The 12,265-nt window shown below is 63.7% G+C and carries 13 protein-coding genes; 7 read left to right on the forward strand and 6 right to left on the reverse strand.

Features of this window, described 5'->3' with window-relative positions; translation table 11 throughout:
* Positions 1 to 6: 6 nt before the first annotated feature.
* The gene (locus GFY24_RS22470) at positions 7 to 945 is read left to right on the forward strand and encodes a fructosamine kinase family protein (protein ID WP_153807051.1); all 939 of its coding nucleotides are present in this window, start codon (positions 7 to 9) and stop codon (positions 943 to 945) included.
* Positions 946 to 952: 7 nt separating this feature from the next.
* Here the strand turns inward: GFY24_RS22470 and GFY24_RS22475 are convergent, their stop codons facing one another.
* Complete coding sequence (locus GFY24_RS22475) at positions 953 to 2,344, reverse strand: family 1 glycosylhydrolase (protein WP_153807052.1); 1,392 nt, start codon at positions 2,342 to 2,344, stop codon at positions 953 to 955.
* Between the two features lie 376 nt (positions 2,345 to 2,720).
* On the opposite strand from GFY24_RS22475, the gene GFY24_RS22480 reads away from it, so the two are divergent.
* Together GFY24_RS22480 and GFY24_RS22485 are read left to right on the forward strand one after the other, a co-directional pair.
* The gene (locus GFY24_RS22480; RefSeq protein ID WP_309231187.1) at positions 2,721 to 3,107 is read left to right on the forward strand and encodes a VOC family protein; all 387 of its coding nucleotides are present in this window, start codon (positions 2,721 to 2,723) and stop codon (positions 3,105 to 3,107) included.
* Positions 3,108 to 3,297: 190 nt separating this feature from the next.
* Positions 3,298 to 3,789: a peptidylprolyl isomerase gene (locus GFY24_RS22485; protein WP_153807054.1), complete on the forward strand. Its 492-nt coding sequence runs from the start codon at positions 3,298 to 3,300 to the stop codon at positions 3,787 to 3,789.
* A 74-nt stretch (positions 3,790 to 3,863) separates the two neighbouring features.
* Here the strand turns inward: GFY24_RS22485 and GFY24_RS22490 are convergent, their stop codons facing one another.
* From GFY24_RS22490 to GFY24_RS22500, 3 genes are read right to left on the reverse strand one after another with little or no spacing between them, the layout of a single operon-like run.
* Positions 3,864 to 4,358 (reverse strand): phosphoribosyltransferase, encoded by a 495-nt coding sequence (locus GFY24_RS22490; protein ID WP_153807055.1) that lies wholly within the window; start codon positions 4,356 to 4,358, stop codon positions 3,864 to 3,866.
* A gap of 50 nt (positions 4,359 to 4,408) precedes the next feature.
* Positions 4,409 to 5,119: a metal-dependent hydrolase gene (locus GFY24_RS22495; protein ID WP_309231188.1), complete on the reverse strand. Its 711-nt coding sequence runs from the start codon at positions 5,117 to 5,119 to the stop codon at positions 4,409 to 4,411.
* 10 nt (positions 5,120 to 5,129) lie between these two features.
* Positions 5,130 to 5,432, reverse strand: coding sequence for a hypothetical protein (locus GFY24_RS22500; protein WP_153807057.1), 303 nt, complete (start codon positions 5,430 to 5,432; stop codon positions 5,130 to 5,132).
* 156 nt (positions 5,433 to 5,588) lie between these two features.
* Between GFY24_RS22500 and GFY24_RS22505 the strand changes: the two genes are divergently transcribed.
* Both GFY24_RS22505 and GFY24_RS22510 read left to right on the forward strand, forming a co-directional pair.
* Complete coding sequence (locus GFY24_RS22505) at positions 5,589 to 6,335, forward strand: hypothetical protein (protein WP_153807058.1); 747 nt, start codon at positions 5,589 to 5,591, stop codon at positions 6,333 to 6,335.
* Position 6,336: 1 nt separating this feature from the next.
* Positions 6,337 to 6,852: a hypothetical protein gene (locus tag GFY24_RS22510; protein ID WP_228566559.1), complete on the forward strand. Its 516-nt coding sequence runs from the start codon at positions 6,337 to 6,339 to the stop codon at positions 6,850 to 6,852.
* Positions 6,853 to 6,891: 39 nt separating this feature from the next.
* On the opposite strand, the gene GFY24_RS22515 is transcribed toward GFY24_RS22510, so the two are convergent.
* Positions 6,892 to 7,746 (reverse strand): alpha/beta hydrolase, encoded by an 855-nt coding sequence (locus GFY24_RS22515; protein WP_309231189.1) that lies wholly within the window; start codon positions 7,744 to 7,746, stop codon positions 6,892 to 6,894.
* A 76-nt stretch (positions 7,747 to 7,822) separates the two neighbouring features.
* On the opposite strand from GFY24_RS22515, the gene GFY24_RS22520 reads away from it, so the two are divergent.
* Together GFY24_RS22520 and GFY24_RS22525 are read left to right on the forward strand one after the other, a co-directional pair.
* Entirely contained in the window at positions 7,823 to 8,695 is an 873-nt protein-coding gene (locus tag GFY24_RS22520; protein WP_194852979.1) for an endonuclease/exonuclease/phosphatase family protein, read from the forward strand.
* Positions 8,696 to 8,777: 82 nt separating this feature from the next.
* Positions 8,778 to 10,286 (forward strand): hypothetical protein, encoded by a 1,509-nt coding sequence (locus GFY24_RS22525; RefSeq protein ID WP_153807061.1) that lies wholly within the window; start codon positions 8,778 to 8,780, stop codon positions 10,284 to 10,286.
* An 869-nt stretch (positions 10,287 to 11,155) separates the two neighbouring features.
* On the opposite strand, the gene GFY24_RS22530 is transcribed toward GFY24_RS22525, so the two are convergent.
* Positions 11,156 to 11,551 (reverse strand): hypothetical protein, encoded by a 396-nt coding sequence (locus tag GFY24_RS22530; RefSeq protein ID WP_153807062.1) that lies wholly within the window; start codon positions 11,549 to 11,551, stop codon positions 11,156 to 11,158.
* Between the last annotated feature and the right edge of the window lie 714 nt (positions 11,552 to 12,265).

A 12,265-nucleotide genomic window follows, 5' to 3' on the forward strand; every position in this document is an offset into this window, starting at 1 on the left:
AACCCCATGGACGTGACCGCGCACCTGACCCGCCTGACAGGTGCCCCGATCACGCACCTCGAACGCCTCGGCCACAGCCACGCCTGGACGCTGTACCGAGCCGAACTCGCCGACGGGCGCGAGGTTTTCGTCAAAGCGCTACCCGATGCCGCCGAACCGACAACGCGAAGCCTCGAGCCGCAGCCGGAGGACTCCGAGCCCACCACCGCAAACCCTGATTCGCAATACGAATCACCCACGGCATCGGGAGCACTCCGAGCAGAAGCGGCAGGTCTGCGCTGGCTGAGCGAGGCCGACGTCGACCTTGTACCCCCGGTACTCGCCGCCGACCCGACAATGCTCGTACTGCCCTGGCTGACAACCGAATCCGCGACCGCGCCCGTCGCCGAAAAATTCGGCCACGACCTCGCCGAAATGCACGCCCGTACACCGGCGACATACGGCGCACCCTGGCCCGGATACGTCGCCACCCTCCCACTGGACAACACACCTGGCACGGGGGATTGGGGGAGCTGGTACGCCGAACGGCGACTCGCCCCCTACCTGCCCGCAGCGGCACCAACTCTGGGCCGAGCGGGAGTACGCCTGATCGAAGAGGTCATACGCCGCATCGACGACCTCGCCGGACCAGCGGAGCCACCGAGCCGCATCCACGGCGACCTCTGGTCCGGAAACCTGCTCTGGACCGCCGACCGAGCCGTACTCATCGATCCCGCCGCGCACGGCGGACACCGCGAAACCGATCTGGCCATGCTCGCCCTCTTCGGCGCACCACACCTCGACCGCATTGTCGCCGCGTACCACGAACAGATGCCCCTGAGCTCGGGCTGGCGGCAACGGATTTCGCTGCATCAGCTGCACCCGCTGTTCGTGCACGTGGTGCTGTTCGGCGGCTCGTATCGCGGGATGCTGCTCGCCGCCGCGGCCGCCGCCCTCAGGGGCTAGCGCGTACTCACGGGACCGATACGGGGCGCAGGCAGCTGTCGAACGGAAGGACGATCGAGCACACGGCAGGCTCACGGGTGGGCCGGTAGTCGGCGGGCACCCCGTTCACCGCGGTGATGCTCCGGAATGCCGCGACCGCATCGGTCGGGCGGCGGGTCAGCGTCGGGTCCGTCTTCACATCGACCGTGTAGAGGCCGAAACGCGGTGCGTAGCTGCCCCACTCGTAATTGTCGGTCAGACTCCAGTAGTTGTAGCCGATCACATCGATGCCATCGGCCTTCGCACGCTGAATCCAGTAGACCGTGTCCCGCAAATGATCCGCCCGGTCGTAACCGTCAGCGCGCGGCAGCCCGCTGTCGGTCGGCATACCGTTCTCCACCACATACAGCGGAAGCCCCGGGAACTTCTCGGCGTAGGTGCGCAGGTCGTAATAGATGCCCTCGGGTTCGATCGCGTTCTTCCACAATTCGTCACCCAGCAGCGCCGTGGTCGGCGGATTCGACAGTGACGCACCGTAATAGAAGTCGAGGCCGACGTAGTCCAGCTTGCCGTGCACTCGATCCGCGAACAGCATGTCGGTCAGGTCCTGAATTATCGGATACTGCGCGATATTGCTGGTCACCTGCGCGCCCGGCTGCCGCTGATGGATGTAGTCGTAGATCGCGCTGTGCGCCTGCACCAGCCGGTCGAACATCGGCAGCGCGTCGAGCACCCCGATATCGCCGATCTCGATCGACTGCGCGACATAGCCCATCGGCTCATTGATGGTCACCCACAGCGGGTTGTACGAGGCGTAGCGGTCCACCACTCGCCGCATATTCGCCAGCCAATCCGAGACCATGTTCTTGCTCTTCCAACCGCCGCGGTCGAGTTCCCAGCCGGGAATCGCCCAGTGGTCGAGGGTCAGCATCGGCCGCATTCCGGCCGCGCGGATCTTCTCGACGACATTGTCGTAGAAGCGGAAGTTGTTCTCGTCCCACACATCCGGCTGCGGTTGCACCCGAGCCCACTCGATGCTGAGCCGATACACCTTCACCCCGAGACCGGCCGCCAGATCGATATCGTCTGCGTAGCGGGTATAGAAGTCCACCGAATCGCCATATGTGTCGCGCGCCTTCCCCGACTTCGCGTAGCGACTCCAATTACTGTCCGGCGCATGGCCTTCGGACTGGAATCCGGCCATGGCCACGCCCCACATGAAGCCCGAACCCAAGGCCGGCACTGTGGCGGGGGCATTGCCCGCACTACCGGACCCGGACCCACTCGCGCTCCCCGACCCCGATCCACTCGAACTCCCGGATCCACCACTGCCGGTCGGTACCGCACCAACCATGCTGGACCCGGCAACGGTGATGGCGATCGCAGACAAGAGCGTGCAGACCAGTCGAGAGCGTCTCATTCCAGTGCATCCTCCAGGACGATCCAGCACGTCCCCGACGGCCGCGCATGGTGCACCAAACCATACTGGTCATGCGTCCAATATGTGCACCTTTTCGCGCAATGACCGGCTGGGAAGTGATTGGACCTGGGGCGGGGTGAGTCGACGGGGGGTGTGCGGAAGTCGGCGGTAGGGGTTTGTCGAGCCGCCCGCCATCGTGAGCAGGTCGGGATCCGGCAGTGTATTTCATGTGAACATGGAAATATGCGCATCTTCGAATGTGAAAGCACAGTGTGTCGCAGTCCGGCAAGAGGAAGCCAAACGAATAAAAACCTGCCTTGAGGAGAGGGAGAGTGGCTGCGGGGTGTTGTCGGTGGGGTGGGCTAGCGTCGGGCGTGTGGAGTTGCAGCGGATACATCACGTCGCGGTGATCGCCTCGGACTATGCGAAGTCGAAGGCGTTCTATACCGAGGTGCTCGGGTTGAAGGTGCTCGCCGAGAACTATCGGGCCGAAAGGCGTTCGTACAAGCTGGATCTGGCACTACCGGATGGCGGGCAGATCGAGTTGTTCTCGTTCCCGGGCGCACCGCCGCGGCCGTCGCGGCCGGAGGCGATCGGTCTGCGGCACCTGGCTTTCGTGGTGGCGGATGTGGGGGAGGCGCTGGCCGAGCTTGCGGATAGGGGAGTGGTGGTGGAGAAGGTGCGGATCGATGAGTACACGGGGAAGCGGTTCGGCTTCTTCTTCGATCCGGATGATTTGCCGCTGGAGCTGTACGAAGCGTGAGCTCGACACCTCCTCCGGAATGGGTAGAAGTGTTAGATAATGGAAATATGCGCATCTACGCATGGCCTGCTATTTCAAAAGAAACATGAACTCGCGGACAACGGAACCTCACCTGCACTCCAATCCCGTTGAACCGCAGCGAAGGATGCCGGGCGGTCGCCCGATTCGGCGCTCCCATACGATGGTCGCCATGACCAAAGTGCTCCTGAAGACCTCCGCCGGGGATATCACCCTGGAACTCGACGAGGCCAAGGCGCCGAAGACAGTCGCGAACTTCGTCGACTACGTCAAGGCGGGCCACTACACCGATACGATCTTCCACCGGGTGATCCCGGGTTTCATGGTGCAGGGTGGCGGCTTCACCGCCGACATGCAGCAGAAGCCCGCTCCCAACAAGGTGGAGAACGAGGCGAACAACGGTCTCAAGAACGACAAGTACACGATCGCCATGGCGCGCACGATGGATCCGCATTCGGCGAGCGCGCAGTTCTTCCTCAACTCCAAGAACAATGATTTCCTGAACTACCCGGGCCAGGACGGCTGGGGCTACACCGTTTTCGGCAAGATCGTGGACGGCACCGCCGTCGTCGACGCGATCGAGGGCGTGCGTACCGGCTCCAAGGCCGGGCACCAGGATGTGCCGGTCGAGGCCGTCACCATCCTCTCGGCCGAGCTGGTCTGACACCTTCCCGCTGAACAAGAACGCCCCGGATTCGAGAGTCGAATCCGGGGCGTCGTGCTGTGTGGGGTCAGCGGTCAGGCGTCGAGGACGCGCACTTCTCGTTTGACGACAGGCGGTTGCACCGACCACGGGAAGTTGATCCACCGGTCGGTGTGCTTCCACACGTATTCGCAGTCGACCTCTGATCGCGGCTTCTGGTAGATGACCGCGCAACGTACTTCGGCGACATGGTCTTCGCAGAAGTCGCGGACGAGTTTGAGGGTCGCGCCGGTGTCGGCGACGTCGTCGGCGACAAGGACTTTCGCGCCGGTGAGGTCGACGACGCTGGGTACGGGCGGCAGCATGACGGGCAGGTCGAGGCGTTGGTCGACGCCGGTGTAGAACTCGACGTTCATGACGTGCAGGTTCTTGACGTCGAGGGCGTAGCCGAGGGATCCGGCGACGAAGAGGCCGCCGCGGGCGATGGAGAGGATGAGGTCGGGTTCGTAGCCGTCGTCGGCGATGGTTTGGGCCAGTTCGCGTCCGGCGGTGCCGAATAGTTCCCAGCTGAGTTCTTCCCGATCGCTCATTCTCGGCTCCTTTGTCTGCCTGTCTGCCGTTCAGGCGATCATACGAGGGCTCAGGGCTGGTGGGTGATGGTGTAGAAGAGCAGTGCGAGGGTGCCGAGCGCGAAGAGGGGGACGAGGACGAGGGTCTCCATCTTGTTGCCGGTGTGGTCGATGATGGGTACGCGGGTGCGGATTTTGAGGGGCCAGAGCAGTCGGCAGCCGCGGTCGGTGAGGCAGTCGCCGATCAGGTGTGCGAAGGCGCCGAGTCCGACGGAGAAGGGCAGCCAGGCGGGTTTGTCGCTGATCCAGTGGTCGATGGCGAATGCGCCGCAGGCGGCGAGGATTACCACGGTGCCCCAGGCTTTGACGTTGTCGCCGGTGGGTGCGAGGTTGAGGGCGCGTACGGCGAGAGCGAGTAGGAAGAACACGAGCGCGAGGGTGAAGTTGCGCCCGATCCAGTGTTCGCCGGCCCAGGTGCCGTAGGTGATGAGGGCGACGAAGGCGAAGGAGTGGGTGCCGTGGCGGTGTCCGCCGGAGATGGCGGAGATGCCTTTGCAGGCGTAGTGCGAAACCGGGCCCAGCACATGGGAAATGGTGCCCGAGGGGTGGTCCGCGTCGGGCAGCAGGGCGGCGCCGGCGGTGAGGAAGGTACCCATCACCAGGTCGACTGCCCTGATATTTCCGGATTGCATTGCGGGATAGGTCAATACGGTGAGCGGTAGCGCTGCGGCGGCCGCTGACCAGGCGAGCGCGCCACTGGTGGCGTGTGAATGTCCTAGCACCGCGAGAAGGTTAGCGCATCTGGCCGGTCGCTCGGTCAGGTCGAGGTGTGAGCTGAGGTACGTTGGGCGGCAGGGGTTTCCGGCTCGGTTTGGGTACGGGTTCGGTGCCGGTCATGGTGGTGGGGTCGGCGGGGCCGTTCCATCCGCAGGGTAGTCCGCAGGTGGCGACGATTTGTTCTTCGGTGCTGCCGTCGTCGAATCGCGCGGTGTAGGTGGAGGCGCGGGCGGGGTAGCCGCAGAGTGGGCATTTGCCGAAGTAGTTGAGGATTTCGCGCACGTCGGAGGCGGTGACGGTTCTGCGTGGGGCGGTCATGCTGGCAACACCTTTCGTTGCCTGCCCAGGGTAGCGATTATCGAATTCTTGTGCAGCCACGAATATTTCGGCGGTTGGTGGTGGGGGGAGCGGGGCTGCTGCGAGGCGGTGAAATAGTCTCGGGGGATTGCGCTTTCCGCTCAGAGAGGAACGGACATGTCGGTGGCGTCCGCGGTGAAGGATCAGATTCAGCAGATCGGCGGGGGGTTCATGTTCTCCCGGGAGGCGAAGGCGTTCGCGGCTGGTCTCGGCGCGCAGGGGTTCATGCAGGGGTATACGCGGGGCCGGGGTGGGGTGCTGGGTGATGTGGATGCCGATGTGGTGACCGCGGCGTTCGGTTTCTTCCCGGCGGATTCGGTGCGGGTGGCGTGGGAGGCGACGGCGGAGGTGCCGGCGGCGAAGGCGGCCCAGGGCTATTTGCAGGCGTGTCAGGATTTCGGTCGTCGCAGGCTGGCGTCGTTCGCGGATTCGGAGCGGTTGGCGGAGCTATTGGATACGGTTGTGTCGGCGGCGGATCCGGCGGGGGTGGTGTTGTTCGCGGGGTGGCGGGCGCTACCGCAGGCGGAGGATGCGCCGGCGCGGATTATGCATTTGATTCATGCTTTGCGGGAGTTACGCGGTGGTTTGCATTTGATGGCGGTACGGGCGGCTGGTTTGGCGCCGCGGGATGCGGTGTTGATCGCGGGTTCGCCGTTGAGTTCAGGTCCGGATCAGGCGCGGTTTTATGGTTGGCCGGAGCCGTTCGGGGAGATCACGCCGGAGTTGAAGGGGCGGTGGATGCAGGCGGAGGCGTTGACCGATGAGTTGATCGCTCTGGTGTGGGCGGTGTTGGATGAGGCGACGGCGCAGGAGTTCGTGGCGTTGTTGACCGCGTGTCATGCGACCGTGTTCGGGCCGCGCTGATATGTCGCGGGTGGCGCATCTGCGGGCGTTGATCGAGCATCCGGGGACGGGTGCGGATGAGCGGGCGGCGGCTCAGCGCATGCTGGATCGCATTATGTCCAAGCCGGATGTGCGGGCCGCGGGTGATGAGCGCAGTTATGGCCCGCGGTATACGCGGGTGGGTAAGCATGCGGATTTGGAGTCGATCGCGGAGTTGATTCGTGACGATATCGCTTTTGTGCGTGTGGTTTTCGCGGATGCGCCGCAGACGAGTGAGCTGCGCGTGGCGGATGCTATTCGGGATGCTCCGGCGGAGATCACCTATTCGGTGGTGGGTTTGCCGCAGGAGAACAGTATCGAGATCACCATCGAGGGTGTGCCGGCGGAGTGGGGTGGTGCGGAGGGGGTGAGTCCGCAGTTGCGGCAGTTGGCCGATGAGCTGGTGGATTTGCTGAACAGCTACAACCATGAGGGTGCCGCGATCGGTCGGCGGTTCTTCGCGCGGGTGCGTACGCCGCACGAGACGCTGGTGTGGTGACCGTGGTGCGGGTCGGTGGGCCCGCACCACAGGTTTGTTTCAGCGGCGCAGGAATTCGAGGCTGACGCGTTCGAAGGCTTGTTTGGCTTCGATCATGACCCAGTGCCCGCATTTGGGGAAGATGTGGAGTTCGGAGTCGGGGATGAGGCGCAGCGGCATCATGGCCATGTCGGGTGGGCATTGCCGGTCGTCTTTGCCCCAGGCGAGCAGGGTCGGGCATTTGACCTTGTGCAGCATGGCCCAGTAGGGCGGGGTGGGGGAGTTGGCCATGAATTGTTGTTGTAGCGCGAATGATTCGGATCCGTACATGGCTTTGAGGGCCTGCTGGGATTCGGGGTTGTTGGCCAGGTCCCAGCGTTCGTCGATGATGTCTTGGGTGACTGTTTTGGGGTCGTAGACCATGCAGTTGAGCCAGCGGATCAACGCTTCGCGGCTGGGGGAGTCGGCGAATTCCTGGAGCAGGCGGGTGCCTTCGCTGGGGTTGGCGCTGAATATGCCGGTGCCGACACCACCGATGGAGATGATCTTGCTGATGCGGTCGGGGTGTTTCACCGCGACATTGACCGCGACGACGCCGCCCATGGAGTTGCCGACGAGTGGGGCATTGTCGATGCCCAGGGCATCCATGAAGCGGATGACGGAGTCGACGGCGGCCAGTACCGGGTGTGCGCCGGGGACGGGGTCGCTGATGCCGAAGCCGGGGAATTCGATGACGTAGCAGTGGAAGTGCTCGGCGAAGACGGCGAGGTTTCCGCGATAATTGCGCCAGCCGCTGACGCCGATTCCGGAGCCGTGGAGCAGGAGCAGGGGTGGGCCGTCACCGGCTTCGTGGTAGCGGATGACCCCCTGGTCTGTTCGGACTTCGCGCTGGGTGTTCTCGTAGGTGATGTCCACCCTGCCAGGGTAGAACACGTTACAGTTTCAGGGTTCGATGGATTCCATTGGGCGAGTGAGGAAATGCGGGGAAAGCATGTCCGACGGTAAGATGTTGCGAGTCGCGCAGCTCAATATGGGCTCCCTGCTGGAACCGCACTGGGATCGGCGGCGGCTGGAAATCCTGGCCTGGCTCGAACGCCTCGACCCGGATGTGGTGTGCCTGCAGGAGGTCTGGGAGACCGGGCCCGGCACCAATACCGCGGGCTGGCTCGCCGACCATGCCGCACCCGGGCGCTGGCACTGGTGCTTCGGCGGGTATCCACTGCCAGAGGAGGCATGGGCGGACCGGAGCCTGCTGTTCGGTTCCGCGATTCTGAGTCGCTGGCCCATCGAGCGGCACAGGGTGTTCGCGCTACCGGTGGATCTCGCACCCGCGGACCCGCATCCGTCCTATCGCATGCAGGCCGAGCTGCTGCACGCGCACACCGCCGGAATCGACGCCTACAGTACGCATCTGGCGCCACCGCCCGCGCAGGCGTATCACCGGGTGCGGCAGGTGCTGGCCATCGACGAGGCGATCCGCGCCACCTGGGACCCCGCCACCGCGATGCCCGCCATTCTCTGCGGTGACTTCAACGCCAAACCGCAATCGGATGAAATGCGGTATCTCAACGCCAATGCCGTGATCGAGGGCCGCAGTACCTATTACGTCGACGGCTGGGCGACGCTGCGTCCCACCGAGGCTGGGTACACCCTGGACCCGCTCACCAATCCGCAAGCGCGGTTCCTGAACGTGCCCGCGCAGCGCATCGACTACCTCCTGGTCGGTGATCCTTTTCTGCGGCCCGGGGGAGCGGGTCGAATCCTGAACACCGACTTGGCCTTTCACGAATCGCTCACCGGGCCCCTGGCCAGTGATCACTACGGTCTGGTCGCCGATATCGCCTGGCCGCAGCGTCCCGACTAGACCCGATTTGCCAGGTATGGCACAGTTCGACTCGCCGTAGGATGGCGGTGCAGGGGCCGCCGAAGCAGAGGGGTGCCCGGCTGTGTCCCAGTATTCGGTGACCGGGGAATCCGGTGAGGTCTACGAGATCGCGCTGGGGGACATCGGGATCGGCGGTGGACTGCGCCGATGCCGCGACCGCGATGGACGCGAGCGCATATACAAGGAGTACCAGACACCGGTCGATGAACCGGATCTGCTCGGATTCGCCGAACAGGCACTGCTTCTGGGGCGCGAGATCGTGCTCGCCGCCGAAGCCGAGCCCGAATCACGGGAATGGGCCGCGGCCTCCATCAACTGGCCCATCGACCTGATCATGCGGGACCGTGCCCTGACCGGGGTGATACTGCCGCTGATTCCCGCCGAATTCCTGGACACCGACGGGACGGCGCTGACCCTGGAACAACTCGTGGGGGAGCACCCCGCCGAAGCGTATTTCCGTGTCGGAGTACTGATTCGGGTCTGCGATGTCTTCCTCGTGCTCGAGGAACGCTATTTGGCGCTCCCCGGCATCGACGAGCGGAACCTGGCCTGGAGTCGCGCGCAACCGCGAGCGCACCTGATCGACTGCGATGGGCTGCGACCCGCGCTCGGCGCCGACGAATACAGCGGCAGACTCGCACTGGCCAACCTCATCCGCTGCGGATTGTTCCTGGCCCCTGGGATTCCCGAAGACCTCGACATCGGGCTGCGCCTGCTCTTCGAACGCGCCGACACCGCCGCCCCCGAACACAAACCCAGCGCCCAGCACTGGCTGAGCGGTTTGAAAGCCGCGTTCCTGACCGCCGACGCCGCCGCCTACCGCACCGACATGCTCAAGATCATCGATCGGCCCGCCCCGCCGCCCTTGCGTACCGGCGCATTCCCGCAGCCGCCCAAGCACTCCGGTGGCCGCGTAGCCGGAATCCTGCTGGCCGTGGCAGGTCTGATCGCCGTCATAGCGCTCATTGCCCTGCGCGCGGGCGACCCCGGCACCACCGAAGCCGTGACCCCCACCCCGACCACACCGGCTTTCGACCCCGCGATTCTGGACGTGGCAGGCACCGACACCACCCCCTTCACCGCCGACGCCCTGCTCCCGCCCAGCTTCCGGGATGCCCGGAATGTCGAATACACCCGCCGCGCAGGGGGAGTGAAGGACTGCATCACCCAGGGCATGTCCCAGAACGTCAAACAAATCCTCACCAGCTACCACTGCACCCACCAGGTAGCGGGCTCCTACCTGGACCAGTCCAACCAAATCCTGGTCTCCCTCAACGTCATAGCCCTGCCCACCACCGCCGAAGCCACCACCCTCTACAACACCATGAAGGGCCGAACCCAAGACTGGACCATCTGGTGCCCCACCTCAGGCCCCGGCACCACCCTCTGCGACAACGACGCCGGCTCCGCCACCCGCACCGCCTGGGGCTCCACCTCCCACCGCTACATCTACAAATCCACCGCCCTCTACCTCAACCTCACCACCGACCCCACCGCCAAACAATGGCTGGCCCCCGCCGCCGAAGCCGCCGTCAAAGCCGCAGGCCCCACCAACTATTGGCATCAGTAGGCCGGTGGGGGTGCGGAGGCCAACTCCGGCGGGCGCACCTCCCAGACCGTAACTTTACATAATGTCGATTATCGGTAGTTTTACGGCGCTGGGCGGAAGGGGTTGATGATCTTGTGCGACAGGCGATTTTGTTCGGTCCAGGAAAAGTTGAGAGTAATCCACCAAGGAGGAGAGTGCTTCGGCATCGGGCGTGAATCCGGGAAAGCTTGGGTGCTGGGCCGGGTTTTATTCATGGGTGCGCATATTAATTCAAGGGTCAGTTGCGTCACTGTGACGTATGTTGCTGGTGTTTCTGGTGTTTCTGGTGTTGCTGTTCTCGCTGGGCCAGCTGCAATTCTCCTGTGTTCTGGTCGAAGCCACGCAGCGGTTCACCATGTGGCGGAAGCGCATGTCTCCCCGGCCCCGGAAGGCTGACCGGTCCCCCGTCGGCCGTACCGACGCCCCAGTCGGTCCGACGACTGCGTTGCACCTCGAAATCGCTGTGCTCGAACTCCTGCGAGAGCCACACCTGACTCCGGTCGATGAGGGCTGGCCCGCGTTCGCCCGTGCAGTCGCCGCCGCGGCCGCCGCTGGCGAAATCCGGTGGCCGCTACTGGAATCGGTGGCATCCGAGGAACGGTCCCGGACTGCACGCGACAATTTGGTGACACTGACCTCACGGCTCCGATCCCTGGAGTAACCGCCTCGGTCGGCTCAGCGGCGTGAGGGGCGGACGAGTCGCAATCGGGCGCTACGACAGAGCCGCAGGCGCCGGCCGAATGGCGCACAGGAAGTATCGCGGGGCGAATTGCGGGCAGTTGGTTTGTTTCCACGAGGACTCAGAGCCCAGAGGTCTGTTCGGGGGTGTGCGGAGACAGTCTCGCCGGTGTTCAGGGCGCCAGCAGTACCGCTCGTGTGGCAGCGGCGAGAAGAACGATCGGCGGAATCCAGTCACGAATGCCCGGACGAGCCACCCATCCGTCGTCCGGCCCGAATGCGAGAAGGTCGTAGTGGATGTTGGCGGCGTATCCCTGGAGATACGCAACCGCAGACGGTGCTCTGTTGGCACCGACTGCGAGGTGAATGATCAGGTTGCCTGCCCCGGGAACAACTAGTTGCGGACCACTCAATCTATTCATTTCCAGATAACGAGCTACAGCTGTGGCGACCTTGCCGCGAAACTCTACGCCAGCGACATCGACCATCGCCGATGCCGGCCGATTCTTGCGGGATGCAGGATCGTTGTACGACTCGAAACAATTCGTCTTAGCGCCTTCGATGAGCATGGACCGTGGATCGCCACCGCGAGTTGCAGTGTTAGCGCTTCGGTAAAATAGGGGTCCGATGGCACGAAAGCGACCAATCGGGCGAGATGGACTTTAAAATCGAACAAAAGGTGCAAATTTTCATCCAAAGTCGACTCAAAATATGGCCATATGACGCTTTTCTCTCAAAATGGACTTAAGATTTTTTAGGAGAATCGCTGCGGCAAAACACGCGTAGGCGCAACCTCTCCGCTATATCCTCGCCCTATGAGTCACCTGGAGATTAGTCCTCGAGTCGGGTGTGATCGGTTCGCTAGGGAATTGCGACCCAGTGAGAGGTTGCAGCTATCGAGAGCGTCTTTCGAAGTCGCCGTCGGCATGGCTGAACGCCTCAGCGGCGGACCTGGGACAGGGGATCGGTCCGACAGCGGCCTTCTGGACTCGGTCGCTGTCAGAGAGTTTCAATTGAGCCTCCTGCACGTCTGTAGTGTGTTGTCGGGAGAAATTCAAGGGTGGATCGCAGCCGCAGTCGAATGCGCACTGGACCACTCGGCGGACCTCGGTGATATCGCATCGGTGACGGGAGTCAGCCGAACCGAGGCCTACGAGCGGTGGCGTCGCGACGAAACCACCAGGGCATCGCTTATCGTCCTTTCACAACCGTGGACAGATGCCTTGTGCCTCGATAACGATCGATATGAGAATGACCGCGGATGGTGGCGTGTGGGGTCGAAT

This window comes from Nocardia sp. SYP-A9097 (genome assembly GCF_009649815.1).
Classification (GTDB): Bacteria; Actinomycetota; Actinomycetes; order Mycobacteriales; family Mycobacteriaceae; genus Nocardia.